We start from the raw sequence: 26,577 nt of genomic DNA, 5'->3' as shown, positions 1-26,577 counted from the left end.
GTGAACCCCTAAGCCTTCGCGGCCGCGGCGGCCTCGGCGCGGGCGCGCAGCAGGCCCTGAGGAGCGATGTCCTCGAGCGCCATGCCACGGCGGGCCGCGACGGCCTCCGGGGATTCGAGGCCCTTGAGCGCGGCCACCGTCGCGTGGACGATGTTGATCGCGTTCGAGGAGCCCAGGGACTTCGACAGGACGTCGTGGACGCCGGCGCATTCGAGCACGGCGCGCACGGGACCGCCCGCGATGACACCGGTACCCGCGGACGCGGGCTTCAGCAGCACGCGGCCGGCCGCGTCCTCACCGAAGACCTCGTGCGGGATGGTGCCGCCGATGCGGGGGACCTTGAAGAAGTTCTTCTTCGCCTCTTCAACGCCCTTGGCGATGGCGGCGGGAACTTCCTTGGCCTTGCCGTAGCCGACGCCGACGTTGCCGTCACCGTCGCCGACCACCACGAGGGCGGTGAAGGCGAAGCGGCGGCCGCCCTTGACGACCTTGGCGACGCGGTTGATGGTGACTACGCGCTCGACGTGCGGGGACTTCTCGGCGCGGTCGCGACCGCGACCGCCCTCGCGTCCACCACGACCGCCGCGACCGCCGCGGCGGTCGCCGCCGCCGTCCCGGCCGCCGGCGGCAGCTTGCTGTTGATCAGCCACGAGACTGATTCCTTTCGTTCGCTCAACGCCAGCCCGAAATAGGGCCGACTCGCATGGAATATCCGGATTCGAAGACCCGGAGACGCTGCGCCGAGGCGCAACCTCTCGATTATGCCTGGTCAGGGGTTCTTCGGCGAACGGCGGGGTCGGGCTGAGGCCGGGGACACAGCAGGACCGCCGCCGGCGCTGCGAAGTCCGCCGGCAGCGGTCCTTGTCTATGACGGGCGTGTTCTAGAGTCCGGTCACGTCCCACTGCTGGCTGGTGGCGCCGGTGCAGGTGGCCTGCACGATCGCGGCGCTGTTGGCGGTCGAGGCGGCCTGGAGGCAGAGCCCGGAGTGCTGGGCGACGATCGCGTAGTTGCCGTTGGCGGAGGCGCGCAGCGAGAAGCGCTGGTTGCCGCCGGCCCAGCAGCCCCACTGGCCGACGGGGGTGCCGCTCGCCGTGGCCTGGTCGAGGACGTCCCAGCACTTGCCGGTGGCGGTGTTGGAGACGGCGCCGACCTTGGAGCCGGGGTAGACCGGGTCGAAGGTGAAGGCCTGGGGCGCGCCGTTCCAGCAGTCGTACTGGATGAGGTGGGTGCCGTCGGTGCTGGAGCCGCTGGGCACGTCGACGCAGCGGCCGGAGGCGGCGTTCACGAACTTGGTGGCGTACGGGCTGCCGTCCTCGGTGCCCACGACGCCTTGGACCGTGCCTGCGGCGGCGTCGATGTTGAGGGTGGAGTACCAGGTCAGGGTCATGGACGTGTTGCTGGGGAAGCTGATCGGGAGCCAGACGTACTCGCTGTCCATGGGCTTGCCGCCCCACTGCGGGCCCCAGCGGTCGCCCATGTAGAGGTAGCTGGTGCCGGCGGTGCCCTGCACGGTGGTCACGAAGGTCGGCTGGGAGCCGTAGGTCGTGGAGTTCCCGGCGTTGGTCCAGCCGGACCAGGCCCCCTCGGGGAAGTTCGTCGTGGTGGCGTACTGGGTCTGGTTGGCGTTCCAGCCCGTCGCGCCGGAGGTGACGAGGAAGTAGACCCCGTTGCGCTGGAACACGGCCGGTGCTTCGCGGTGGTAGCCGTCGAAGACGTAGACGAGCTCGTCGATGGCGAGGTAGTCGGGCGTGAGGCGGTAGACGTTGAGGTCGTAGTTGACGTCGGCGGCGGAGATGAGGTAGCCGGTGCCGTCGGTGTCGACGAAGAGCGTCATGTCGCGGGAGTCGTACCCGGCGGGGCGGAAGGAGCCCTGGTACTGGTAGTCGCCGTCGACGGTGTCCGAGACCGCCACGGCCACTTCGGCGTCGCCGTAGTCGACGCCGTTCTCCTTGTGGGCCCAGAGGACGTACTTGTCCGTGGCGGCGTTGTAGATGACCTTGGGCCGCTCGATGTTCGAGGGCGAGAGCTCGGGGTCGGACTCGGCGCTGAGGATGTCGTTCTCGAACGTCCAGTTCACGAGGTCGGTGGAGGAATACATGCTGACCTGGTCGAACAGGTAGTCGTTGCGCTGCTCGCCGACGAGGTAGTAGGTGTTGCCGACCTTGAGCATGCCGCCGCCGTGGGCGTGCATGAGGTTGCCGGCGGTGTCGGTGATGGTCTGGCCGTTGTCGAACGCCGCGGGCGCGGCGGTGGCGGGAGCCGGGGCGGCGAGGCCGAGGCCCGCGGTCGTCAGGGCCGTCGCCGCGGCGAGGGCGCCGAGCCGTCTGCGCAGGGACATCGTCGTCTCCTTCGAAAGGGTCGCAAGGGGAAGCGTGGGGGATCGAATGAGTTCGATATTTCCACAGATTGGAACCCTTGTAAAGACCCTTCGTATAACCGGTGGAGGAACGGGCTGCGGCGACAGGAGCGCAGGGACGCAGGGACGCCGGGAGGCCGGGAGGCCGGAAAGGCGGGCACTGCGGCGTGCGGCGCTGTGGCGATTGAGGTTAGAGCGGGCAGCGACAAAGAGGTCTGAGGGCGGGTGGGTGTGCCCAGCGGCTGACGGGCAGCGCCGGGGCACGGCTGGCGGGGCGGCGATGTTCCTTTGGTTTGTCTTGCACCTCAGGGAGGTTGGGGTGGAGGTGGGGCGAGGTATCGATAGTCCTCTATGGAATGTTCACTCTATCGGGTGATGACACTGTCGCGGTGGGATGTCATCATTGAAGTACGAACAGGCAAGCTAAAACAGCCAGATCATTCGAGAACAGGTGAGGAGGCGAGACCCATGGCCCACTGCGACACCCACACCAGTCCTCCGGTCCTCTCCGCCTCGATCCTCCCTGCTCCTGCTGACCGCCGCTCCCAGGCTGCTGAGGTTCGCTCCCTGCTCGATGAAGCCGCCGCCGGTATCAATGCCTTCCACACCCAGGTCCTGTCCGCAGTGATCGCGATGAAGGAACAAGGCCTGCACCGCTCCGAGTTCGGGTTCTCCGCCCTCAGGGACCTCCTGCTGTCGCAGTTCGACTTCACCTACAACACGGCAGGATCCATCGCGGCCATCGCCCGACTCTCAGGGAAGTTCCGGATCCTGGCCAAAGCGGCAACGACAGGAACAGCCAGGATCGACCAGGTCGCCTACGCCGTCCGCCAGCTCGACCAGACCCCCGCCATGCGCCTGTTCGCCCGGACGCCCTTCAGAACCCCTGCGGTCTCGCCTTTCGACCCGGACATCCTCTGTGCCACGCCTGAGGCGATGGTCGCCGAGTATTGCGCTCATGCTTCCTTCAAAGACCTGCGCCGGCACCTCGATGAGCTGTGGGCCTCGATCGCCGAAGAGACCGAACTCTTCGACGAGTTGGGTGAGCAGTCCCTTCAGCGCCTGGAGTTGACCCCGCAGGGCAACGGCATGTGGGCCCTGGAAGGCACCCTGTCCGACACCACCGGTCGGCTGTTGGACAAGTACCTGAAGACCGCCTGCCCGCCGCCTCGCCAGGAAGACACCGAGGCCGGCAGCGAAGACGACAGTGAGGGCCTGCTGCCCGCGCAGGCGAACCGGAATGCCGAGGCCCTCCACCAGCTTCTGGCCGGGTACGGGTCCTCCCCGCAAGCCGCCACCAGGCACGGGCACACCGCCACCCTGGACCTGGTCGTGGACATCGAGACCCTGCAGGGCAAGGACACCGGCCGCCTCCCCCTGTTGGAAGGCCAGCCCATCAGTGTCGCCCGTGCCCGCCTCCTCGCTTGCGAGGCCGGGGTCATCCCCTCGGTGTTCAACTACGCCACCGGTGAAGCCGTCGAGCTCGGCAGGGCGATGCGCCTGCCGAACGCTTCCCTCCGCCGCAAGCTGGAACTGGAGCAACCGGAAGGGTGTGCCTGGCACGGTTGTGACCGGCCGGTCGCTTGGACCGAGGCGCACCACATCCAGCACTGGGCCGACGGTGGTGTGACGGCCGCTGAGAACCTGATCCTGCTCTGCAGGTTCCACCACGGGCGGATCCACACCACTGGTTGGTCGGTGGAGAAGACCGGGCCCGGCCAGGCGATCATCACCCACCATGACGGTCATGAAGGCCCAGGCGGCAACGACAGCCAAGGCTGCGGCTGCTCCGACTGGCGCACCGACCACGACATGGATGCCGAACACCAAGGGACCGAATGGGATGTGTTCCCCACCGGGCTCTACCGCTCGGAATGGTCCGAGAGCATGAAGCCTGACCTGGATGGGATGGCTGAGGCCATCGACCGCGACCGGGCATTGCAAGCGATGCGAGCGGCGAAGGCCAGATGCCGAGAGAAGTTCAGGGCACCGAGCCCGCCCTCCCCGATACCGGTCTTAGGCTGCCCCAGCGGGCGACTGCTGGGGGAAGCGCCGCACGGCAACACCACGCAGTGCAGCTCGAACCTCCCCTTGAGGTTCGGGCCCCTCGGCATGCCCAAGCCAAGAAACCAACCCCCGCGCCAACCACTTCCCATCGCTGCCAGGTTGAACCAGGACCGGATCGGGCAGAGCAGCCGGAGAACGACCGGGCCCTGCCACTACCTCGTTGTCGCTGCCCGATTGAACCGGTAGACAAGTGATCCGGGAAGCTGAAAAGTCGACCCGAGCCCCGCTGCCACCTCGCTGCCGCACCCGATCAAGCCAGGTGGTCGCAGACCGGCCAGGACCGCATGAGGCCTCGTTGTCGCTGCCAGGTTGAACTCGGGCCCAACAGGACCGGGAAGTCGGAGACAGACCAGAGCCCTGCTACTGCCTCATCGTCGCCGCCCGCTCGATTCCGCGCCGGTGCCCGCGCGCTCTCGTGCGCCTGCCCCAGTGCCCGCGCCTGCCCCTGCGTCTACTTGATGGCGCCGGCAGTCAATCCGGCCTGGATCTGGCGCTGGAAGAGGACGTACGCGATGAAGATCGGGACCATCGCGAGCACGGTCCCGGCGAACAGCGCGCCCGAGTCCCCTTCGTAGCCTTGGCGGAGCGCGAGGTTCGCGAGGCCCTGGGAGATCATCGCGTCCTCGGGGTTGCGGCCGAGGAGCACCAGCGGGAGCAGGAACTGGTTCCACTGGCCGATGACGTTGAAGATCGTGATCGCCACGAGCCCGGGCTTGGCCATGGGCAGCATGACCTGGAAGAACAACCGGTAGTGCCCTGCGCCGTCCACGACCGCCGCCTCGGCGACACCCGTTGGGAGCGTTCGGAAGAACGCGGTCAGGAAGAAGACCGTGAACGGCAGCGAGTACGCGATGTACACGATCACCAGGCCCGTGTAGGTGTTCAGCAACGCCACGTTCTGCAGGGTCTTGAACAGCGGGAACAGGGCCAGGAACACCGGGAACATCATCCCCGCGGCGAACCCGAAGTAGATGACGCGGTTGCCGGGGAACTCGTAGCGGGCCAGCACATACGCGGCCATCGCCCCCAGCAGCATCGTGCCCGTGACGCTGAAGACCAGCACCTGCGCGGTGTTGAGGAAGTACCCGCCGATGTTCCCGTTCGTCCACGCGTTCACGTAGTTCGCCCAGTGCGGCGCGCTCGGGAGGCCCAGCGGGTCCGAGGCGATCTCCCGCGTGGTCTTGAAGGAGGACATGACGATCCAGGCCACCGGGATGATGACCATGAGGGCCCACAGCCACAGGAAGCCGTGGGAGAAGACGTTGAGCACGTTGCCTTCGGGGCGCGGGGCGCGCTGCGGGGTCCGCGCGGGCGCGGCCTCGGCGGTCCCCTCGGCGGCGGGGGCGGTGTCGGTTGCCATGTCGCTCCTCAGAACTCGATCTGCTCGCGGCGGCCGAACCGCAGCGACACGACCGCCAGGGACAGGGCGGCGAAGAACAGGACCACGCCCAGCGCCGACGCGAACGCCTGCTCGCCGTGGTTGAACGCGTACTTCCAGATGACCCCGCCGACCACTTCGCTCGCCGCGTTCGGACCGCCGCGCTCAGGGGTCATCATGTAGATGAGGACGAAGACGTCGAGCGCCACGATGGAGAGGTAGATCCACGCGGTCTGCACCGAGTCCCACAGCAGCGGCAGCGTGATCCGGAAGAACATCGCGCCGCGCCCGGCCCCGTCGATCACTGCCGCCTCGTACAAGTCGCGCGGGATCGACGCCATCGCCGATGAGAAGAACACCAGGTAGAACCCGACCGCGCTCCACACGAGCACGCCGATCACGGAGGCGAGCACGAACCGCGTGTCCGCCAGGAACCCGTTGACCGGGGCCGGCAGCCCGACCGCGGTGAGCGCCCCGGTGATGAGCCCGCCGAAGTTCTCGGGCGCGTACACCTGCTTCCACAGGATCCCGATGATCGCCACCGAGAGCACCTGCGGGAAGAAGTAGACGACCTTGTGGAACCGGGCCCCGCGCACGCCTTCGATGCGGCCCTGGCGGACCCGGCCGCCGAGGTTGAGCATGAACGCGAAGAACAGGCCCAGCACGATCGTCACGAGCGGCAGCACCACGAGGATGATCCCGGTGTGCCGCAAGGCCGGCAGCACCAGCCGCTCGTCCTTGAAGAGGTTCGCGTAGTTGTCGAACCCGATGTAGTCGAAGGAGTTCGACGACCCCGACCAGTCGGTCAGGGAGATCTGGAAGGCCTGGGCGAACGGCAGGATCACCAGCCAGGCGTACAGCCCCACCGGCAATGCCAGGAAGCTCAGGATGAACGGGTACTTGCCGTGCTTCACAGCCCAGGCCCTCCTCTCTCGGTCCGCTTGCGGCGCTTAGTCGTCGTGGGTGAACTTCTCGATGGTGTCGTCCGCGGCGGTGTCGTCGGCGACCGTCTGCATCCGCTCGATGAACGCCTCGGGCGTCGTCTCGGCGTTGATGAGCTGGCCGAGCGCCGGGCGCACCTCCTCGTTCATCTTCGTGTACCAGTACCGGAACTGCGGCTGGAACATGTCGTCCGGATTGGACACCAGCTCGTTCGTCATCTTCGCGGTCGGGTTGTCGAGCTCCACGCCCTTGACGACCGTGGTCGCCTGCACCGTGTCGCCGAAGATCTGCGAGCCCTCCTTCGAGAGCATGATCCGCAGGTACTCGTACGCGCCCGCGAGGTTCGTGGCGTTCTTCGGCACCACGAACGGCTCGTCGCCGCCCGCGCTGATCAGGCCCGGCTGGGCGCTGCCCTCGAGGTAGGGCACGCCCATCGGGGCGTACTCGAAGTCCGCCGGGGCGATCGCCCGCTGCTCGTTGGGGAGCCAGGAGCCGCACGGCAGGAACGCGGCCTCGTTGTTGTTGAAGGCCGTCTGCGACTGGATGTGGTCGATGCCGGCGCTGCCGTCGAGCAGGTACCCGGCCTCGCCGAGCCCGTGCATCGCCTCGGCCGCCAGCGCGACCGACTCGTTGCTCCAGGCGCCCTCTTTGAGGTTGTCGATGTCCTTGAGGACCTGCGCGCCGCCGTGGCGGCCGGCGAGCATGAGGAACATGTCGTAGAGGTACACCGGGTGCTGCCCGGCGTAGGTCCACGGCGCGATCCCGGCGGCCTGGATGGTGGGGCAGAGGGCGAGCATCTCCTCCCATGTGGTCGGCGGGGTCCAGCCCTGGTCGCGGAAGAGCTTGGCGTCGTACCAGATCGTCCACGCGTTGAACACGTAGTTGAGGGCGTAGACCTTGCCGTTGAAGGTGCCGGCCTCGAGCACGCCGTCGCGGAGCGTGTCCCGGACGGTGACCTCGGGGTCGTCGTAGGAGGGCGCGTCGAGCAGCGGAGTGAGCTCGGCGAGCTCGCCGTCGCTGGAAGGGGATCTCACGTCCGCCGGCCGCGACGACTCCGGTCACCAGGAGGCGGGCGTTGCCGGTGTTCACGACCTCGAACGACACTTGCGCCGAGCCGGGCGCGAACGGATTCCAGGACAGGTCGTACGAGGACGCCACCGCCTCGACCGACGCGGCGGGCGCCAGCTCGCCGGTCACCCGGGTCATCACGCGGAACCCAACACGGGACTCCACACCGACCGTCGCGCCGTCCTCCCCCGCCTGCTGGGACAGGACCGACGCCGCGATCCCCGCGGCGTGGTCGCCCGGAGTCGCGTTCTCCGGCACCGTGGTCGTGAACGGCACGATCACGGTCTCGTCCGCGCCGACTGTGACCTCGTCCCGCACCTCGATCCACAGCCCTGCGTCGACGGACTCCTGGTCGGAGGGCAGCATGCCGAAGCGGCCGTTGTCCCCGAAGTACCCGTCCGCCGCCGAGATGCGGAACGTCACGTCCTGGTCGGACAGATTGTGGACCGCCAGGTGCTCGGTCGCGCTCTCGCCCGGGTCGAGCTCCTGCTCCACCCAGGACCGGCCGTCCTCGCCCGACTCGTCCGCCGGGCGCACCGACCATGTCACCGTGCCCGGGTCTTCACCTGTCTGGGCCGCGGCGGGAGCGGCGGGTCCCAAGGCGGCCAGGAACACCGCGGCGGCGCACAGACTGCGTACCGCGAGGGAGGGGAGCGAGGGAACCATCATCGGCCTTTCCGGAGATCAGGAGGCGAGAACGCGGGCGGGTGCCGCGAAGGGCCGGCACCCGCCTGATCGGCCCTATTCGAACAGCGAGAGCGTGATCGTCGAGCTGTACGAGCCGGGCTCGACGTCCGCCGGAACCTGCAGCGTCAACGTGGCGCCGGCCTCCCACGACCCGATCGCCTCGTCGCTCGTGAGCGCCATCGCCAGCAGCTCGCGGCCCTGGAGGCCGACGTTGTTCGGGGCCTCCGCGGTGTCAAGCGCCGGAGCGACGTCCGGGCCCACGGCGACGGCGCCTGAGCCGTCGTCCACGAGCGAGGGCGACCAGCCCAGGTTCTCGGCGCCGATCGGCGCCTGTCCCGCATCGCCCACGAAGCTCGAGGCCGTGCCCTCGACCCACCAGAACGCGCCGTCCGGGATCTCCTCCGCGGTCCGCGTGTCCGTCACGGTCACCGTCGGCAGATCGCCCGTGAACTGTCGCACCGTCTCCGTCGACCCGTTCTCGGCCAGCGTCGTCGTCGTGCCCGCCACGCTCATCGCCAGCACACCGGGGTCGATGTCCTCGATGGTCACGTTCACGTCCACATCAGAACCGGTGCCGACCTGCTCCTCCGCGAACGCCGCACCCGCTACTCCTGCGAGCATCACGCCGCCGAACGCGGCGACCGTCACCCGCTTCGCCATTCCACGATTCATGTCGAGAGACCTCTCTTGGACTGCAGTGGGCGACTGTCGCCCTCCAGACCGGACGACGCTCATGTCATCCGGGAATGCCCCGCCGGACTTGGCGCCGACGGGGCGGGGCGGCGGCCCTGGGCCGCCGCCCTTGCGCCCTCAGCCGCAGCTCGCGGCCGCGTAGGCGGCTTCCTGCTCTGCGGCGGTGCCGTCCGCCGCCGTCGCGGTCACGGTCACCGTGCCCGCCGCGGCCTGCGCCGCCCGGGTCGTGAAGCCGATCGTCGCCGTGCGGCCCGCGGCCAGCGACGCGATCGTCTTGTCGCCGTAAGGCGTCGACACCACGAGCGACACCGGTCCCTCGCTCTGGTTCATGACCGACACGGTCAGCACGACCTTGCCGGCCACGCACCGCGATCCCATCGCCACCGCGAACTCCGGCCCCGGCGAGGGCACGGTCTGCGGCTCGACGCTCGAAAGGGTCGGGGCGACGGCCTGGAACAGGCCGTCCTCGCCGATCTCGAGCCGGTCGATCGTCGTCTCGCGGTGGGTCCCGTCGCCGCCCGAGAGCGCGAACCGGTGGTAGGCGATGTACCAGTCGTCCGTGCCGGGCACGTTGATGATCGAGCTGTGGCCCGTCCCCTTGATGCCGAGCGACGTGTCCTTCTGGAGGATCACCCCGCGGTACGTCCACGGTCCGTCGATGCTCGTCGACGTCGCGTAGCCGACGCGGTAGTTCTCCGAGCCGGTGTCGTCGATCGAGTAGGTCAGGTGGTACAGGCCGTCGCGGTAGTTGAGGAAGCTTCCCTCGCGGAAGTCGGTCAGTCCCGAGATCCGCCGGTAGGTGCCCGCCTTGATCGACACCATGTCGTCGCCCAGCTCCGCGATGACGGGGCTGCCGTTGCCCCAGGCGAGGTAGTACTTCCCGGATACCGGGTCGTGGAACGCCGCGGGGTCGATCGCCTGGCCCGAGGTGACGGCCTCGTTGTTGAGGATCATCGCCGTCGGCTGCGCCGTGAAGGGGCCCTCCGGGCTGTCGGCGACCGCGACGCCGATGGTCTTGCGGTTCAGGGCCGCGTTGTGGCCGCTGAAGTAGAAGTAGTACTTCCCGTCCCGCTCGATGATCGTCGGCGCCCAGGCGTTGCCGCTCGCCCAGGGGACGTCGCCGTTCGCGCCGTCCAGGGTCAGGATGGGCTCCTCAGAGCGCGTCCAGTCGACGAGGTTCTTCGAGGACCACACGTAGAAGTCCTTGCCGCCCCAGCCGGGGTACCCGTCGGTGGTCGCGTAGATGTAGTAGGTGTCGCCGAACACCGCGATGTTCGGGTCGGCGTAGAGCCCCGGCAGCACCGGACTGTTCACGACCTGGGCGGAGAGCGTCCACGTCGTGGTCTCCGCGCCGGCCGTGACCGTGTACTCGACGGGTGCGGACAGGTCCACGACCGTGCCCGACGCGGGCGAGACGGTGGCGCCGGTCGCCGAGGCGAAGACCGGCGCGAGCGACGAGACGTCGGTGCCCTTCACGACGGGGAGGACGACGGTGTGCGCCTGGGCGTCGACGAGCGGCGCGCTCGCGAGCGCCTCGGCGTCGGTGAGCGACACGTCGGTGATCGCGCCCGTCGCGCCCGCCGCGTCGAGCACCTCGGCCGAGCTCAGCGCGCGGTCGTAGATCGCGAACGACCGGAACTTGCCCTTGAAGCGGGCGTCCTGCTCGTACAGCGAGCGGCCGAGGTAGTTCGCCCAGGTCTCGCCGCCCGAGATGTCGCCGGGATCGGCGGTCACGCCCGTCTTCGTCGCGACGAGCACGCCGTCGAGGTACAGGCGGGCCGTCTCCCCTTGCAGCGTGTAGGTGAGGTGCGCCCAGCGTCCGCGCGGCAGCGCCGAACCCGAACTCGCCGTCTGCTCCAGCGAGTACGTGCTCGTCGTCATGCTCGTGCGGTACGAGCCGTTGCCCGTCGTGAAGAGGTACCCGCGTCCGGCGCCCGCGGCGTCGGTGTTGCCGAGCCCCCAGATGAAGTAGCTGCCGGACTGCGCGGTGTCGACCCAGACGTCGGCGTCGACGGAGATGTCGGTGAGGCCGGCCATGAGGTCGTCCGGCAGGTCGACGTAGTCGTCCGTGCCGTCGAAGGTGAGCGCGCCGTCGGACCAGGTCGCGCCGTTGATCTTCGCGTCCCGTCCGTTGCCCGACACGTCCGCGAGCGTCGTCCCCGCGCCGTCGGCGAAGTCGTAGCGCACGACCTCGCCGTTCTCGTTCGAGGAGATCGGCGCGCGGCCCTCGTAGAGGTCCGCCAGCTCCGCGGCGGTCACCGGGATGACGGTGCCGTGGCGCGGGCTCGCGGGGAGGTCGTATTCAGGGGCGACGGTCCATCCGCCGGCCGCGATGTCGTCGGTGACGAGAGGGATGTAGCCGCGTCCGCCGTACTCGTCGACGAACAGGTAGTGCTTGCCGCCGCCGTTCACGTCGCCGGGGTTCGCTTGGAAGATCGAGGGGCCCTCGACCGCTTTCGTGCCGGCGTCGCGGCCGATGCACGAGTCGATCATGGTCCACTCGGGAAGCGGGGCGCGCAGGGAGGTCGAGGACTCCTGGATGATGTCGGAGCAGCCGGTCGTTCCCGCGCCCTCGTCCTTGGTGAAGCGGTAGTAGACGCCGTCGTGCAGCGTGACGGTGGAGTCGATGCGCGACTTGCCGTCCTGCCAGATCTGCGGCTCGCTGAAGGTGACGAAGTCGCGCGTCGTGGCGTACAGCATGCGGTTGTAGGTGCTGCCGGTGTGCCCGGGGTCGTTCGCCGCGTACAGCTTCGAGGCCCAGAACACGACGTAGGCGCCGAGGCCTTCGTCGTAGTACGCCTCGGGCGCCCACGTGTTGCCGGCCGTCTCGGGCGAGACGAGCACGTGCCGCTGCGCCGACCAGTTCACGAGGTCGCGCGACTCCCACACCTCGAGGTACCGGCTGCCCTGGCGCTGGGAGGTGTCCCATGACGTGCCGGAGCCGATCGAGAGGTCGGTCGCGATGAGGTAGAACTTGTCGCCCTCGGGCGAGCGGATGATGAAGGGGTCGCGCAGGCCCTGCTCGCCGTATTGCGAGGACAGGACGGGGAGCCCGCCGTTCAGCTCGTTCCAGGCGAGGGCGTTGTTCCCCTCGCTCGCGGCGAAGTGGATGTTCTCGCCCGCGACGCTGTTGCCCGTGAAGTACGCGAAGGCGTAGCCCTCGTACTCCTCCTGCGAGCGGGCCGCCCGCACCGTGAGGTCGAACTCGCGGGTCAGGCCGCCGACGGTCGCGGTGAGGACGACGTTCTGGTCCGTGGCGCCGCGGGTGACGACGCCGGGAGCGATCTCGCCGTCGGCCACGGTGGACACGACGCCTTCGGGCGACGCGGTCCAGGTGACGGCGCTCCCGGTCACCGCGCCGGTGGCGGGGAGTGTGATGTTGCCGCGGATGTCGTCCGCGTTCGGGATGGCGATGGCGTCGAGATCGGCCTGGAGGTCGGCCTCGCCCGTCGCGGGCACCGTGGCGACGAAGGAGCGCGTCGTCGTTGCGGAGCCCTTGACGGCCGTCGCAGTGAGCGTGACCTCGGCCGAGCCGCTCGCGGGTCGCGTCACGCGGCCGGTGGACGAGATGACGGCCTCGTCGCTGGAGGCCCAGCTGATCTGGGAGCCGTTCGGTGCCGCCGTCGGCAGCGTGAGGTCGGCGGTCACGTTCGAGAGGTCGCCGAGCGAGAGCGCGTCGAGGTCGCGCTGTGCCCTCGTCGCATCGGACGGCTGGAGCGCCGCGACCTCGGACGCCGAGAGCGCCACGTCGTAGATGCGGAAGTCGCGGACGCTGCCGGAGAGGTACTTGTCGGCGGCGTAGTTGGAACGTCCGATGTAGTTCGCCGTCGTCGTGCCGCCGCCGATCTGCGCCGGAGTGACCGTGACGCCGGTGTTCCGCGCGACCTGGACGCCGTCGAGGTAGAGGGTCGCGGTGTTCGTCGCGTCGTCCAGCGTGTAGGTGATGGTCTTCCAGACGCCGCGCGCGAGGTTCGCGCCGCTGGTCGTGTTCTGCTCGCCCGACCAGTTGCCCGTCGTGATCGCGGTGCGGTAGGCGTTGCCCGTCGAGAACAGGTAGCCCGTGCCCGAGCTCGAGCTCGCGGGATTGCCCAGACCGTAGATGAAATAGGGCGTGCCCTGCTCCGGGCGCACCAGGACCTCGGTGCTCACCGTGATCGAGGTGATCCCCGCGAGGATGTTGTCGGGCAGCTTGACGTGGTCGTCGGCGCCGTCGAGGCGGACGCCCTCGCCGCCGGTGAGCGTCGCGCCCCCGGCGATCTGGGCGTCGCGGCCGTTGCCGGAGCTGTCGGCTGCGACGGTGCCGCTCGTCTCGTCGAGCGCGTAGTGCGCCACGAGGTGGTCCTGGGCCGCGGCCTGCGCCGGGCTGACGCCCGCGACCGCGAAGCCGAATGCCGTTGCGGCGGCGAGGAGTCGGGGTATCAAGCGGCTCGCACGGGATGGGACGTCCATGCGCTCTCCTTCGAGGGGACGTGGCAACAACGTTGTTACCGGTATCAGATATTAACGGGAGTGATGCTCGCGAGGCAAGGGGTGCAGTCCGGCCTCTGCATTTCGCCGGCCGGACCGCCGCACCTCACCCCAGGTGTAGGACGTGTACGGGGCTCCTATTTCGACGGTCGCGGTGCTTTCATGACGGTCCGGTACGGAGCCCGCGGCTGTGGACGCCCGCGTCGAGCACGTCTGCGAGGCGGGAGGCGTCGGCCGCTTGCGGCCGACGCCTCCCGCACGACGTGCCGCCACGGGCACGGGAGTTCCCTCTACTGAGGAGTCAGCCGCATTTCGCGGCCGGGTAGGCGGATTCGAGGGAGGCGCCGTCCGCGGTCGCGAGGACCTTTCCGGCGGGAATGGAGGCCTGTCGCGTCGTGAACACGGACGACGAGGTCGCTCCAGGGTCGAGATCGCTGATGGCCTTCGCCCCGAAGTCGGACGACAGCACGACGTCCACGGCGGCGTCGCCGACGTTCGTCGTCTTGACGACCACGGTCGCCTTGCCGCCGAGGCACCGCACGGACGCGACGACCGTGAGCGGAGCGGTCACGGTGACCTGGGCCGTGACGGGAGCGCGCGAGTCGTCCTGCGCGACACCGGCCACGGTGAACGTGCCGGGCCGCGCGTACTGCGACGCGTCGATCGCGTCCCACGCGACGGCGACGTCCTGCTCCGAGCCGTCGGCCTTGGTGAGGTGCGCGCCGGGCAGGACCGGAGCGGTGCCGGCCTTCGTGGTGACGGCGATGTCGGCGGCGCCGGTCACCGCGATGTCGGGCGCGAAGGCCGCGAGCACGGCCTCGTACTCGGCGCGCGTCACCGGGATGACGGTGCCGTGGCGGGGCTTGCCGCCGTCGGCGTTCTCGGGCAGGTTCTCGCGCAGGGTCGAACCGACCGGCTCCCATGCGTTGCCGTCGGCGATGTCGCCGGTCGCGAACGGGATGTAGTAGTTCGGTCCGGCGTGGTACGAGGGCTGGTCGATGAAGAGGTACCACTCGTAGCCGTTCACATCGCCCTCGTTGGCCGGGAAGATGCTCGGGCCCTCGCCCTGGGTGAAGGTGCCGCCCGGCTCGCCGTTGGGGAGCCCCGTGGCGACCTGGTCCTTCACGAGGGTCCACTCGTCGGCGGCGCCGGTCGTGCCCGGGAGCGTGCCGGTCACGGTCGCGAGCAGGTCGTCCGACCGCTCCTGGCGGATGGTCATCGACCCCTCGTCCTTGATGAACCGGTAGAAGGTGTCGTCGACGCGGGCGACTGTGGCGTCGATGGTGCCGCGGCCGGTGCCGCGCTTGACGTCGACCCAGGGCTTCGCTTCAGAGAAGTGGACGAAGTCGTCGGTCGTCGCGTACATCATCCGGTTGTAGGTGACGGCCGTGCGCGCCGAGGCATCGGTCGTGTCGTAGAGGTTCGAGGCCCAGTAGACGACGTACGTGTCCAGCTCCTCGTCCCAGTACGCCTCGGGCGCCCAGGTGTTGCCGGCGAAGTCGCTCGACACCTTGATGTGGCGCTGCTCGGACCAGTGCACGAGGTCGTTCGACTCCCACACCTCCATGTACAGCGACCCGGTGCGCTGCGCGGCGTCGAACCCGCCGGCGAGGCCGGCGACCTTGAGGTCGGTCGCGAGCATGTAGAAGCGGTCGCCCTCCGCGGACCGGATGATGAACGGGTCGCGCAGGCCCTGGGTGCCCAGGGTCGAGGTGAAGAGCGGCTTGCCGTCGTTGAGCGTGTTCCAGCTGAGGGCGTCGTTGCCTTGCGAGGCCGCGAGGCTCACCTGCTCGGCGCCGTCGCCTTCACCGGTGAAGAACGCCCAGACGTAGGCCTCCTCCTCGGCTCCCGCGGCGGGCAGGGGCTGGAGGGTCAGCGTGATGTCGCGCGTGCGGACGGCGTCGCCGATGCGCGCCGTCGCGGTGACGACGACGGACACCGGGTCCTCGCCCGCTGCAGGGCGGTCGACCACAAGGGTCTGCGTGCCGTCGGCGGCCCCGTCGCGCAGCGTGATGGGCGCTCCTGCGGGGACGGTCCATTCGATGGCCGCGCCGTTCGCGCCGGAGGTCGGCACCGAGACGTTGGTGCGCACGTCGTCAGCGGTCGCGATCGCGATCGCCGCGAGATCGGCGTCGGCTTTCTCGACGTCGGTGAGGTCTTCGGGGACGATCACCGTGTATGCCTTGGTCCGGGTCTCGCCGAGCGCCGTGAACGTCGCCGTCAGTGTGACTGTGGCGTCGCCGGAGCCGGAGGCCGGTCGGGTCACCGCCGCCGCGCCGCCGTCGACGGCGATGGCGGCGCCGTCAGAGGCCCACGTGATCGCCGCTCCGTATGCGGAGGTGGGGAGGTCGAAGTCCGTCTCCGCGGTGCCCGGCACCGAGACGGAGGCGACGGCGCGGTCGAGCGCCCCGTCGGCGTAGAGCGCCTGCGCGTCGGCGGCGGCGAGGGCCGAGCCGTAGACCGTGAGCTCGTCGAAGTCGCCCGCGAAGAACGCGTCGTTGTACGTCGAGCGGCCGAGGTAGGCGACGAGGCTGCCGCCGAAGCTCGAGAGGTTCCGGGCGATCGCGTGCTCGGTGGTCTTCACCCCGTTGACGTAGAGGGTGAGCAGACCGTTGGTGCCGTCGATGACGGTGGTGTAGAGCGCCATTCCGGCGGGAGTCCGCACGCCCGCCGTCGGCGTCGCGGTCGAGCCGGCGCCCACCTCGGTGTTCCACGGCGCTGACGCGTCCGTTGCATTCGTGACGACCGACTTCACATACCCCCTCGGATTCGAGGGGTTGAGCAGCCAGTACCCGCTCGAGAAGGACGCGCCCGATGCGACGGGCGCGCCCACGAAGGCGGCCGCGACATTGCCGGCGCCGGAGCGGTCCGAGACCCAGGCGGACACGGTGACGTCCTTCAGCCCGACGAGGTCGGCCGTCGGGATCTCGACGTACGCCGCGGCGCTCGTCGATGAGCCGCCGGGAAGCGACAGGACGCCGTCGGTGAACGCGGCGCCCGACTGGCGCACGACGCCGTCGTTGCCGTTGCCGGATTCGTCCGCGATCGTGACGCCGTCCGCGGGCGCCTGATCGAAGGAGTAGTGGATGAGGGGCGCCGCATCGACGGCGTACACGGGGGCCGCCGTTGCGGCGAGCCCGACGGTCAGGGCGGCGACGCCGGCCAGACGGAGCATGCTTCTCAAGGGATTCGCCTCTCGTCATTGAGATGAACGGCATTGGTGTTGCGGATGGAGGGCTTCGACGGGGGTCCCGCCGGCGCCTCGACCTGAGCCGGGGTGGTGAGGCGCCGGCGGGCTGGGGTTACTCGCGGCGTCGTGCCAGGACGGCGCGCTGGAGCAGGACGAACACCAGGAGGATGCCCCCGGTGATGATGGTGGTCGCCTCGGGCGGGATGCCGCCGTCGCGCGTGATGAGGACGTTCATGAGGCCGAGGACGAGAGCGCCGACGACCGAGCCGAGCACGAAGCCGGCGCCGCCGGTGAGCAGCGTGCCGCCGATGACCGTGGCGGCGATCGCGTCGAGCTCCCAGCCGATGCCGGTGATGTTCTGGGCGCTGCCCAGGCGGGCCGTGTAGACGACCGCGGCCAGGCCGGCGAGGGTGCCGCTGATGATGTAGACCCACATCTTCGTGGCCGCGACGGGCAGCCCCATGAGGGCCGCCGACTGCTCGGAGCCGCCGATCGCGTAGACCGTGCGGCCCGTGCGGGTGCGGTGGAGGACGAAGAACGCCGCCGCGACCACGATGGCCGCGATGATCACGCCGGGCGTGATGACGATGTCGTCGACCTTCGGTCCGTCGTAGATCTCGATCTGGGTGCCGAGTGAGCGCAGCGGCGATTCGTCGGCGAGGCGTTCGGGCACGGTGCTGAGGATGGAGGCGAGGCCGCGTCCCAGGAACATCATCGCGAGGGTGGCGATGAACGGCTGCACGTGGAAGTGCTGGATGAGGATGCCGGAGACGGTGCCGAACGCGGTGCCGATGAGGACCATGAGGGCCATGGCGAGCCAGGGGTTCCAGCCCGCGTTGATGAGCATGACGCCCGCCACGCTGCTGAAGGCGATGACCGCGCCGACCGAGAGGTCGATGCCGCCGGTGAGGATCACGAAAGTGAGGCCCACGGCGAGGATGATGAGGTGCGCGTTGTTGATGAGCAGGTTCGAGAGCGTGTTGAACTGCACGATCCGCCCGTACGCGGCCTCGCCGTAGATGATCATACCGATGAAGATGACGACGGCCGCGGCGGTGGGCAGCGTGTCCAGGTGCAGCGACAGGCGCTTCGCAAGGGCGCGGACGCCGGTGGGCTCCGCTGCCGGGTGGGTGGTGAGGGTGCTCATGCGGCGACGACCTCTCGCTCGGCCGGGCGGGCGGCACCCGCTGCGCGGCGCTGACGGAACATACGGCGCACCCGCTCCGACTGGAGGAGGCAGAGCACGACGATGACGACGGCCTTGAAGGCGGGTGTCGCGGACGAGGAGACCCCGAGGAAGACGACCGTCTTGTCGAGCGTCGCGATCAGGATCGCGCCCACAACGGCGCCGGTGATGTTGAACTTGCCGCCCGCGAGCGAGGTGCCGCCGATGACGACGGCGAGGATGGCGTCGAGTTCGAGCTGGTAGCCGGTGCGCGAGACGTCGACGGTCATCACGCTCGCCGTCGCGAACACGCCCGCGAATCCGGCGAGGACGCCGCCGAGGATGTAGACGGTGAACAGGAGCGCGCGGCGGTTGACGCCCGCGAGCCGGGCCGCCTTGGCGTCCATGCCGATCGCTTCGAGCATGAGCCCGAGTGCGCTGCGGCGCACGAGGAGGCCCATGAGGAGGGCGAGGAGCAGGGCGAGGAGGAACACGACGGGGAGCCCGAGGACGTAGCCGTTCGCGATCCACCGGAACGTCTCGTTGGTCGCGGTGGTGTTCTGCCCGCCGGTGATGACCTTGGCGAGGCCGCGCCCGGCGAGCATGATGACGAGGGTGCTGATGAAGGGCTGGAGGCCGACGACCGACACGAGCACGCCGTTGACGGCGCCGAGGGCCGCGCTCACGATGACGACGAGGCCGACCGCGGCGAGGCCGGAGCCGACCGTGTCGGAGGCGCCGTTGAGGAACTCCATCGACACGGCCCCGGCGACGGCCATGACGGACCCGACCGAGAGGTCGATACCCCCGGTGGACACGACGAGGCACATGCCGACGGCGATCAGGATGATGGGCGCGGCGGCGCGCAGGATGTCGATGACGTTGCCCGCGAGGTTGCCGGACTGCCCGATGGAGACCGCCAGGTAACCGGGGTCCTTGACCAGGTTGACGAGGAGCAGCAGCGCGATGGCCACGATGCCCCAGAAGTACTGGCGCCGGACGAGGCCTTTCAGGGCCTCGGACGGGCCGTGCGCGTTCGCGCTCATGTGGTGACCTCCTCGCGGACCGCAGCGTCCGCGCTTGCGTCGCCGAGGCCGTCCTCGGCGATGACTGTGACGATGGAATCGGCGGACACGCCTTGTCCGCCTTCGAGTTCGGCGATCTTCCTGTGGTCCTTGAGGACGATGATGCGGTCGCTCTGGCGGACGACCTCCTCGATCTCGGAGGAGATGAAGAGGACCGAGAGTCCTTCGTCGGCGAGCACCGAGACGTACTCCTGGATCTCGGCCTTCGCGCCGACGTCGATGCCGCGCGTGGGTTCGTCGAGGATGAGGAGCTCGGGCTCGGTCGCGAGCCAGCGGCCGAGGAGGACCTTCTGCTGATTGCCGCCGGAGAGCAGGCGGATGGGCCGCTCGGGGTCGGCGGGGCGCACGCCGAGCGCCGAGACGTACTTCTCGACGATGGCGTCCTGCTCGCGGCGCGGCAGGGGACGGGCCCAGCCGCGGCGGGCCTGGACGGCCAGGACCAGGTTCTCGCGGACGCTGAGGTCGCGGATGATGCCCTCGTCCCGGCGGTTCTCGCTCGAGAAGGCGATGCGCCGGGCGAGCGCCTTCGCGGGCGTCGTGATCTCCGTCTGCTCGCCGTTCAGGGTCACTTCGCCCGTGTCGGGGCGGTCGGCGCCGTAGATGAGGCGCGCGAGCTCGGTGCGCCCGGAGCCGAGGAGGCCCGCGAGGCCGACGACCTCGCCGCGGTGGAGTTCGATGTCGGTCGCGTCGATCGCGCCCTTGCGGCCGATGCCCTTCGCGGAGTACAGGGGCTCGGCGTCCGGGCGGACGCGGCGGGAGTCCTTCGCGTCGAGGGACTTGAGCGCCGCGATGTCCTTGCCGATCATCTTGGAGATGAGCTGGGCCCGGTCGATGTCGCTGATGCGGTACTCGCCTTCGAACCGGCCGTTGCGCAGCACGGTGAGGCGGTCGCTGATCGCGTACACCTGGTCGAGGAAGTGCGAGACGAAGAGGATGGCGACGCCTTGGTCCCGCAGGCTCCGGATGACGGTGAAGAGCTGCTCGACCTCGTTGGCGTCGAGGCTGGAAGTCGGCTCGTCGAGGATGAGCACCTTGCACTGCGCCACCATGGAGCGGCTGATCGCGACGAGCTGTTGGACGGCCAGCGGCAGCGTCGAGAGGGCCTGCTTGGGGTTGAGGTGGCCGAGGCCGAGCTTCTTCAGCGTCTGGCCCGCCGCCCGGTGGGTCGCGCGCCAGTTGATGCCCGCGGCGCCCCTGACCTCGTGGCCGAGCATGACGTTCTCGCCGATGGTGAGGTTGGTGCAGAGGTTGACCTCTTGGTAGACCGTGGAGATGCCCGCGCTCTGCGCGTCGGCCGTCCCGCCGAGGCGCCGCGGCTCGCCCGCGATCCGGATCTCGCCCTCGTCGATCTTGTAGACGCCGGTGAGCGCCTTGATGAGCGTCGACTTCCCGGCGCCGTTCTCGCCCATGAGGGTGTGCACCTCGCCGGGGAAGAGCCGGAGCCCCACCTCGTCGAGTGCTTTCACGCCGGGGAACGAGATCGAGATGCCGGCCATCTCGACGATCGGAAGCGATTCTGACATCGCGTGCTCCACATGCTGTCGCCGCGGCCGCGCCGCGGGGGGTGGTCTGGTGGGGGGGGGCCGCGGGGGCCCCCCCCCCCGCGCGTCCCCCACTGGGTGGCGCGGGGGGGGGGGGGGGGGGGGGGGGCGGGGGGGGGCCCCCGGCGGCCCCCCCCACCAAGGGGGATTGCCGCTCCGGTGACTAGAACTTGCGGTCGGGAAGCGCGGTCTCGGCCGCCTCGGGCGAGTCGAAGGTCGCGCTCGGCACGACGATGCTCGACTCGACCTCGTCGCCGGCGAGGACCTTCTCGACGACGTCGAGGGCGGTCTCACCGAAGAGCGGGTTGTACTCGGCGACGAAGCTCAGCTCGCCGGCGGCGAGGGCGGTGAGGGCGTTCTTGGTGCCGTCGATCGTGGCGATCTTGACGTCGACGCCGGGGGTGAGGCCGGCCTCCTGGACGGCTTGGACGGCGCCGAGGCCCATCTCGTCGTTCTGGGCGAAGATGAACTGGATGTCGTTGCCGTTGGACTTGAGGACGGTCTCGACGACGCCCTTGGCCTCTTCGGTGGACCAGTTCGCGGTCTGGGCGCCGACCTTGACCAGGCTCGGCTGCGCGCCGGCGACGGCGTCGAAGCCCTCGTTGCGCTCGTTGACGACCGAGACGCCCGCGGGGCCTTCGAGCACGAAGTAGTTGGCGCCGTCGGGGAACGCCGAGACGGCCCAGTCGGCGACGGCGGTGGAGACCTCGATGTTGTCGGGGGCGATGCGCGTGACGTAGAGGTCGGTGTCGTTCGGCTCGATGCCGCGGTCGAGGAGGATCACGGGGATCTCCGCCTCCTGCGCGCGCTTGAGGGAGTCCTCCCAGCCGGTGGCCTCAGTGGCCGAGAGCAGGATGACGTCGACGCCTTCGTCGACGAACGACGTGAACGCGTCGATCTGCGACTTCTGGTCGAGGTTGGTCGCGGGGGCGTACTTGAGCTCGTAGCCCGCCTCCTCGGTGAAGGTGTCCTGGATGTTGGTCTCGTTGGCCTCACGCCAGGCGCCTTCGGGGCCGACCGCGACGAAGCCGATCGTCGTCACGCCGTCGTCGCCGCCCGAGTCGCCGCCGCACGCGGCGAGGCCGAGCGCGAGGGCGCCGACGGTCGTCATTCCGATCGCCTGGGCAAGGCGGTGCTTTGCAGACATGGTTCTCCTCCTTGAGATGCCGGACGCAAGGGCCGCCCGGCGGTCCGGACCGCGGGGTCCGCTGCCGATCGCAGTGGAGCAGGGGTGCGTTCCAGATTCTTGTTACCGGGAACAATTTAGCGTGAACTGTTTCACGGAGACAAGGCCCGTGTCACAATCGTGACCGAATAACTCCTCGGACTCCCCGTCCAGGTCGGCCGCGATCATCTCGACGATCGTGTCGACGGTGACGCCGGGACCGTTGCTGAGCTCGCCGATCTTCTCCCGGTCCTTGAGCACCACGATCCGGTCGCTCAGGCGCACGACCTCCTCCATCTGCGAGGAGATGAACACGACGGCGACGCCCTCTCCCGCCAGCCGCGCCACCCGCCGCTGGATGTCGAGCTTGGCGCCGATGTCGATGCCGCGCGTCGGCTCGTCGAGGATGAGCACGTGGGGCCGCGTCGCGAGGAGGCGCGCGAGCAGCACCTTCTGCTGCGTGCCGCCCGACAGCTCCTCGACGGGGCGGTCGATGTCGTCGGGCGAGAGGTGCAGCGTGTCCAGGTACGTCTCGACGAGCCCGGCCCGCTCGCCGGCCGACAGCGGGCGCGACCATCCGCGCATCGCCTGCAGCGCGAGCACGATGTTCTCCCGGGCCGTGAGCCCGCGGATGATCCCCTCGTCGCGGAGGTTCTCGGTCGACAGCGCGACGCGGCGGCGCAGCGCCGCCCCGGGGCTCCGGAGCTGTACGCGGACGCCGTCCATCCAGATCTCGCCGCTGTCGGCCCGCTCAGCGCCGCCCATGAGGCGCGCGAGCTCGGACCGTCCCGAACCGTTCAGCCCCGCGAGGCCGACGATCTCGCCGCGGGAGAGCTCGATGTCGGTCGGATCCAGCGTGCCGCGCCGACCGAGCTCGGAGGCCCGCAGCGTCGGCTCGCCCGAGGCGCAGTAGTGGTGCGCCAGCCGCTCCGACCGCAGCGCCTTGAGCGCATCGATGTCCTCGCCGATCATCTTCGAGATGAGCTCGGCGCGATCGAGCTCGTCGGCCGGGAACTCCCCCACGAAGCGGCCGCCCCGCAGCACGGTCATCCGGTCGGCGACGTCGAAGACCTGCTCGATGAAGTGCGAGACGAAGAGGACGGCGACGCCGTGGTCGCGCAGGCCGCGCACCACGCGCAGGAGGGTGTGCACCTCGGCCGCGTCGAGGCTCGACGTCGGCTCGTCGAGGATGAGCACGCGCGGCTCCAGGACGAGCGCCCGCGCCACGGCCACGAGCTGCTTCACCGCGGGCGACAGCGCCGACAGGGGGCTGCGCGGGTCGAGGTCGTCGAGGCCCAGGCGGGCGAGCACTTCGGCGGCGCGCGCCCGGTTCGCCTTCCAGTCGATGCCGAACGTCCCGCGCACCTCGTTGCCGATCATCACGTTCTCGGCGACCGTGAGGTGCGGGCTCAGATGCGTCTCCTGGAACACCGTCGCGATGCCCTCGGCGCGGCTGCGCGCCACGCCCGCGGGCGTCCGCTCCTCGCCTTCGATGCGCACCTCGCCGGAGCGGATCGGGACCGTCCCCGCCAGCGCGCCGATGAGCGTCGACTTCCCGGCGCCGTTCTCCCCCATGAGCGCGTGGACTTCGCCCGGGTACAGGGTGAGGTCGACGTCGTCGAGCACCCGCACCCCGGAGAATTCGACCGTTATCGCCGACATCTCCACCACTGGCCGAGTCGCGGTCATGAATCCTCCCCCCTGGGCGCGGCTGTCGACGACCGTACCAGCAGTTCCGCCGGAATCTTCGTCACGCGTGGGATCTCGCGCTCCTCGATGGCCGCGCGGAGCAGGTCGACGATCGCGACGCCCAGCGCCCGGAAGTTCTGCCGCACGGTCGTGAGCGGCGGCAGCACGTGCGCGGCCAGAGGCACGTCGTCGAAGCCGACGACGCTGAGGTCGCCGGGCACGGAGAAGCCGCGCTCGTGCAGGCCGTGGATGAGCCCCACGGCCATGTCGTCGTTGGCGACGAAGACCGCCGTGTAGTCGGGCAGCTCTTTGATGCCCTTGGCGAAGTCGTAGGCGAAATCGGCGCTCCAGTCGCCCACGACGATCGGCCGCTCGCGGACGCCCCAGGACTTCGCGCGCGCGTGGAACGCGCGCTCGCGGGCCCGCGCGTCGAGCCAGTCGAGGGGGCCGGCGAGGTGGAGGATGTCGCGGTGCCCGAGGGAGACGAGATGGTCGACGGCGAGCGTCGTCCCCTCCTTCTGGTCGAGCGAGACGGTGAGGAACGAGGGGTCCCTGTCGGGCTTGACGACCAGGACGGGGATGTTGATCGAGATCTTGCGCAGGGCCGCGATCGACGACGAGCGCGGCGCGATGACGCAGAGCGCGTCGACGCCCTGGGTCGTGAGGTTGTCGACGGCCTCCTGGGGGGAGATCCGGTGGCCGTCTTCGAGGGCGATCGAGCTGACGGCGTAGCCCGTCCCGCGCGCGGTGGCCTCCAGCGCGCGGAGCGTGCTCGTCGGGCCGAACTCGACGGCGCTCTCGACGATGACGCCGATGCGCTGGCTCTTCTGGGTCGCGAGTGCGCGCGCGGCCATGTTGGGGCGGTAGTCGAGCTCCTCGATGACTTCCAGGACGCGGCGCCGGGTCGCCTCCTTAATGTGCGGGTACTCGTTGAGGACCCGCGACACCGTCATGTGTGAGACTCCGGCGAGCCGCGCGACCTGCCGGATGTTCGGCTTGTCAGCGCTCGTGTTCGCCACGCACGTCCTCCAAAGGGCTCTTCTCCATCGGGTCCGTCCTCTTCGCGAGCCGGGGAGCCGCGTAGGGTGCTGCGCGACTCCCCCAGCCTACCGATCCGGACTTTGGTAACGGGAACATCACCCGCAGGTTGCGGCGGCATGGGCCGCCTCGCCGTGGTAGTCGCGCGGCCGGCGCTCCCGCCGCCGCGGCCGCAAGGGCCTTCGTGCCGCATCCCGTGGAGACGACCACGTCTGCCGCGGCGTCCCCGACGCGTTCGTACTCGCGCTGCGTGATCGGCAGGATCGTGCCGTGGCACTTCTTCAGGACGCCGAAGTCCACATCGGTCGCGTTGCTCCAGTCGGCGGGCGAGGTCGAGCCCGGGTCGGTCGTGCGGAACGGCAGGCAGCCCCGGTCGGCCTCGTACCGTTCGGCCATGAGGCCGTACAGCTCCTGCGCGGAGGCCCTGTCGTCGTCGTTGTAGCGGAAGAACTCCGGTCCTTCAAGGCAGCGGCCCGAGTAGTTGCGGCCCGTGCCGCAGGACTCGGTGGTGCCTCCGAGGATGGACTGGAGCGTGCCCCGTAATACCGCTGGCACTCAACGCGATCACATAAATGTTACCGGGAACAACTCAGGTGATCAGGTCCGGGACTTTCTCGTTGCGCATCTGGACCGAGGTGTTGTCGTGGCTGCTCGGTGGCGGGGCGCTCGTAGGATGCGGCGGTGGTCGGGTGAGGTGAGGAGGCTTCGGTGAGTGACGACGGGGGCAAGCCGCAAGGCTGGCACTGGCATGAGTACTCGGTCGGGGTGGCCGGTGAAGCGGCGGGTGCGTGTGCCCGTTCCTTGACGGCGGTTCTGATCGGGCTGGGCGGTGCGTTCGCCCTGATCCTGGGTGGGGGCATCCTCGCTGAGGAGAACCTGCTCGGCGATCCCGGACTCGAGACGGCCGTCGACCACCTCATGCGCATCAGCGTCGGCTTTCTCATGGTGTTCGCGCTGGTCGTGGCGCTCATTTGGGCGGTTGCGAGCTACTTGCGGGAAGTGGCCGCGTCCAGGGCGCTGGTCGCCGCCTCTGCCCAGGGCGCGTCCCGTCAGGCCGTGCCCTCGCCCGACCAGGTGGCGTCGGTCGTCAACCCGCCGGCGTCGCGGCTCAGCTTCTTCGGCTGGGGGAACGCCGTCCTGGCCGGCGTGCTGGGGTTGGTCGGGCTGGGGGTGGTGCTGTTCGACAGCAGCCCCGAAGGCTGGGCGATCGCCTTGTCCGCCATCGGATACGCGGCGATCATGAGTCTGCTCGGGTACGCCTGCCAGCAGTGGCTCCCGCGACCCCACGCCAAGCGCCGGGCGCGGATCGCCACTCATTGGAGCGCGGAGGACGAAGCGCGGGCCTGGAGACGCGCGAAGGGCCGCGGCGCCGAACCGCTGGTCTCCGGGTCCCCGAAGGCCGCCGCCTTCATCTACCTCGCGGGGCTGATCTGCGTGCTGGGTTTCGTCGCGCTGCAGGCGTCGATGGTGATGCGGTGCGCGAGCATCCCGGCGCGCGGGTCGAACGAGTGCAACGAGGTCTATTACTCGTCATTCATCGAGCGCGTGCTCTCCTGGGGGTTCTGGATCTTCGCGGTCTCGGTCCCCTTGGCGGCGCTGCTCGCGCTGATCGGGGTGCTGCTCGAATGGACGCAGCGGCAGGCCGAACGCGCCGATCTGCTCGCATCACTGGCCGACCCGCGGTCTCGCCGCCCCGACAAGGACGTTCTGGCCTTCCACTCGGAACGGCGCATGCACCCGCTGGCTCGCGTCGCCGCGATGTTGTCAGGAGCCGGCCTCGTGTTCAGCGCCTCCGCCTACATGCTGGGCCAAGGCATGGGCCTGGGTTCGCAGGAGGTCTTCGCCCAATACCGCACTGAGGCGCTCGCCGCGATCCTCGTCTCGGTCGCCCTCTTCATCGCCGCCGTCATCGGCACCGCCATCGCCGGCACCCGCGGGCGCGAGCTCCGCAACGCCCTCATGCAACGCTGGCCCACGATCCCCGAGCAGCCCCGCGACAGCGAAGGCAAGCCAACCCGCCGCAATCGGGGCCTCGTGCCCTGAAG

The 26,577-nt window shown here is 69.6% G+C and carries 17 protein-coding genes and 1 pseudogene; 2 read left to right on the top strand and 16 right to left on the bottom strand.

What is annotated here, in order from left to right; genetic code table 11:
• Positions 1 to 8 precede the first annotated feature (8 nt).
• Entirely contained in the window at positions 9 to 650 is a 642-nt protein-coding gene (gene rpsE / locus O2L01_RS12270; protein WP_205328637.1) for a 30S ribosomal protein S5, read from the bottom strand.
• Between the two features lie 231 nt (positions 651 to 881).
• On the bottom strand, positions 882 to 2,339 hold the full coding sequence (locus O2L01_RS12265) for an RICIN domain-containing protein (RefSeq protein WP_270122227.1): 1,458 nt from the start codon (positions 2,337 to 2,339) through the stop codon (positions 882 to 884).
• Between the two features lie 486 nt (positions 2,340 to 2,825).
• Between O2L01_RS12265 and O2L01_RS12260 the strand changes: the two genes are divergently transcribed.
• Positions 2,826 to 4,610 (top strand): HNH endonuclease signature motif containing protein, encoded by a 1,785-nt coding sequence (locus O2L01_RS12260; protein WP_270122226.1) that lies wholly within the window; start codon positions 2,826 to 2,828, stop codon positions 4,608 to 4,610.
• A gap of 265 nt (positions 4,611 to 4,875) precedes the next feature.
• On the opposite strand, the gene O2L01_RS12255 is transcribed toward O2L01_RS12260, so the two are convergent.
• The 14 genes and pseudogenes from O2L01_RS12255 to O2L01_RS12195 form a co-directional block, all read right to left on the bottom strand.
• A complete protein-coding gene (locus O2L01_RS12255) occupies positions 4,876 to 5,784 on the bottom strand; it encodes a carbohydrate ABC transporter permease (protein ID WP_270122225.1) in 909 nt (302 codons plus the stop codon).
• Between the two features lie 8 nt (positions 5,785 to 5,792).
• Entirely contained in the window at positions 5,793 to 6,716 is a 924-nt protein-coding gene (locus O2L01_RS12250; protein WP_270122224.1) for a carbohydrate ABC transporter permease, read from the bottom strand.
• Positions 6,717 to 6,752: 36 nt separating this feature from the next.
• The gene (locus O2L01_RS12245; RefSeq protein WP_270122223.1) at positions 6,753 to 7,778 is read right to left on the bottom strand and encodes an extracellular solute-binding protein; all 1,026 of its coding nucleotides are present in this window, start codon (positions 7,776 to 7,778) and stop codon (positions 6,753 to 6,755) included.
• A gap of 259 nt (positions 7,779 to 8,037) precedes the next feature.
• Positions 8,038 to 8,478, bottom strand: a pseudogene (locus O2L01_RS25655) (WxL protein peptidoglycan domain-containing protein); the annotation flags it as partial.
• A gap of 75 nt (positions 8,479 to 8,553) precedes the next feature.
• The gene (locus O2L01_RS12240; RefSeq protein WP_270122222.1) at positions 8,554 to 9,171 is read right to left on the bottom strand and encodes a hypothetical protein; all 618 of its coding nucleotides are present in this window, start codon (positions 9,169 to 9,171) and stop codon (positions 8,554 to 8,556) included.
• A gap of 138 nt (positions 9,172 to 9,309) precedes the next feature.
• Complete coding sequence (locus tag O2L01_RS12235) at positions 9,310 to 13,641, bottom strand: family 43 glycosylhydrolase (protein WP_270122221.1); 4,332 nt, start codon at positions 13,639 to 13,641, stop codon at positions 9,310 to 9,312.
• 319 nt (positions 13,642 to 13,960) lie between these two features.
• Positions 13,961 to 16,834 carry an immunoglobulin-like domain-containing protein gene (locus O2L01_RS12230; RefSeq protein WP_270122370.1) on the bottom strand — a complete coding sequence of 958 codons (2,874 nt, stop codon included), beginning with the start codon at positions 16,832 to 16,834 and terminating at the stop codon, positions 13,961 to 13,963.
• A gap of 127 nt (positions 16,835 to 16,961) precedes the next feature.
• Positions 16,962 to 17,996 carry an ABC transporter permease subunit gene (locus tag O2L01_RS12225; protein WP_270122220.1) on the bottom strand — a complete coding sequence of 345 codons (1,035 nt, stop codon included), beginning with the start codon at positions 17,994 to 17,996 and terminating at the stop codon, positions 16,962 to 16,964.
• Complete coding sequence (locus O2L01_RS12220; protein ID WP_270122219.1) at positions 17,993 to 19,060, bottom strand: ABC transporter permease; 1,068 nt, start codon at positions 19,058 to 19,060, stop codon at positions 17,993 to 17,995. The genes O2L01_RS12225 and O2L01_RS12220 overlap by 4 nt, the downstream gene beginning before the upstream one ends.
• Positions 19,057 to 20,622 (bottom strand): sugar ABC transporter ATP-binding protein, encoded by a 1,566-nt coding sequence (locus O2L01_RS12215; RefSeq protein ID WP_270122218.1) that lies wholly within the window; start codon positions 20,620 to 20,622, stop codon positions 19,057 to 19,059. Before O2L01_RS12215 ends, O2L01_RS12220 begins: the two co-directional genes overlap by 4 nt.
• A 181-nt stretch (positions 20,623 to 20,803) precedes the next feature.
• Entirely contained in the window at positions 20,804 to 21,787 is a 984-nt protein-coding gene (locus O2L01_RS12210) for an ABC transporter substrate-binding protein (RefSeq protein WP_270122217.1), read from the bottom strand.
• Positions 21,788 to 21,889: 102 nt separating this feature from the next.
• Positions 21,890 to 23,494 (bottom strand): sugar ABC transporter ATP-binding protein, encoded by a 1,605-nt coding sequence (locus O2L01_RS12205; RefSeq protein WP_270122216.1) that lies wholly within the window; start codon positions 23,492 to 23,494, stop codon positions 21,890 to 21,892.
• Complete coding sequence (locus tag O2L01_RS12200) at positions 23,491 to 24,513, bottom strand: LacI family DNA-binding transcriptional regulator (protein WP_270122215.1); 1,023 nt, start codon at positions 24,511 to 24,513, stop codon at positions 23,491 to 23,493. Before O2L01_RS12200 ends, O2L01_RS12205 begins: the two co-directional genes overlap by 4 nt.
• Positions 24,494 to 25,087, bottom strand: a complete 594-nt coding sequence (locus tag O2L01_RS12195; RefSeq protein ID WP_270122214.1) for a glycoside hydrolase family protein — start codon at positions 25,085 to 25,087, stop codon at positions 24,494 to 24,496. The genes O2L01_RS12200 and O2L01_RS12195 overlap by 20 nt, the downstream gene beginning before the upstream one ends.
• Positions 25,088 to 25,240: 153 nt before the next feature.
• On the opposite strand from O2L01_RS12195, the gene O2L01_RS12190 reads away from it, so the two are divergent.
• Positions 25,241 to 26,575, top strand: coding sequence for a hypothetical protein (locus tag O2L01_RS12190; protein ID WP_270122212.1), 1,335 nt, complete (start codon positions 25,241 to 25,243; stop codon positions 26,573 to 26,575).
• Positions 26,576 to 26,577: the final 2 nt, after the last annotated feature.

Source organism: Glycomyces lechevalierae (assembly GCF_027622945.1).
GTDB lineage: Bacteria > Actinomycetota > Actinomycetes > Mycobacteriales > Micromonosporaceae > Glycomyces > Glycomyces rutgersensis.
The sequence above is the reverse complement of the archived record's forward strand: the minus strand, read 5'-3'. Positions and strand labels throughout refer to the sequence as shown.

Excerpts from the sequence above, each read along its gene's own strand:
- O2L01_RS12215 (WP_270122218.1), bottom strand. The coding sequence starts at position 20,622 with ATGTCAGAATCGCTTCCGATCGTCGAGATGGCCGGCATCTCGATCTCG.
- O2L01_RS12240 (WP_270122222.1), bottom strand. The coding sequence starts at position 9,171 with ATGAATCGTGGAATGGCGAAGCGGGTGACGGTCGCCGCGTTCGGCGGC.
- O2L01_RS12260 (WP_270122226.1), top strand. The coding sequence starts at position 2,826 with ATGGCCCACTGCGACACCCACACCAGTCCTCCGGTCCTCTCCGCCTCG.
- O2L01_RS12220 (WP_270122219.1), bottom strand. The coding sequence starts at position 19,060 with ATGAGCGCGAACGCGCACGGCCCGTCCGAGGCCCTGAAAGGCCTCGTC.
- O2L01_RS12225 (WP_270122220.1), bottom strand. The coding sequence starts at position 17,996 with ATGAGCACCCTCACCACCCACCCGGCAGCGGAGCCCACCGGCGTCCGC.
- O2L01_RS12235 (WP_270122221.1), bottom strand. The coding sequence starts at position 13,641 with ATGGACGTCCCATCCCGTGCGAGCCGCTTGATACCCCGACTCCTCGCC.
- O2L01_RS12205 (WP_270122216.1), bottom strand. The coding sequence starts at position 23,494 with ATGACCGCGACTCGGCCAGTGGTGGAGATGTCGGCGATAACGGTCGAA.
- O2L01_RS12210 (WP_270122217.1), bottom strand. The coding sequence starts at position 21,787 with ATGTCTGCAAAGCACCGCCTTGCCCAGGCGATCGGAATGACGACCGTC.
- O2L01_RS12265 (WP_270122227.1), bottom strand. The coding sequence starts at position 2,339 with ATGTCCCTGCGCAGACGGCTCGGCGCCCTCGCCGCGGCGACGGCCCTG.
- O2L01_RS12255 (WP_270122225.1), bottom strand. The coding sequence starts at position 5,784 with ATGGCAACCGACACCGCCCCCGCCGCCGAGGGGACCGCCGAGGCCGCG.
- O2L01_RS12230 (WP_270122370.1), bottom strand. The coding sequence starts at position 16,834 with ATGCTCCGTCTGGCCGGCGTCGCCGCCCTGACCGTCGGGCTCGCCGCA.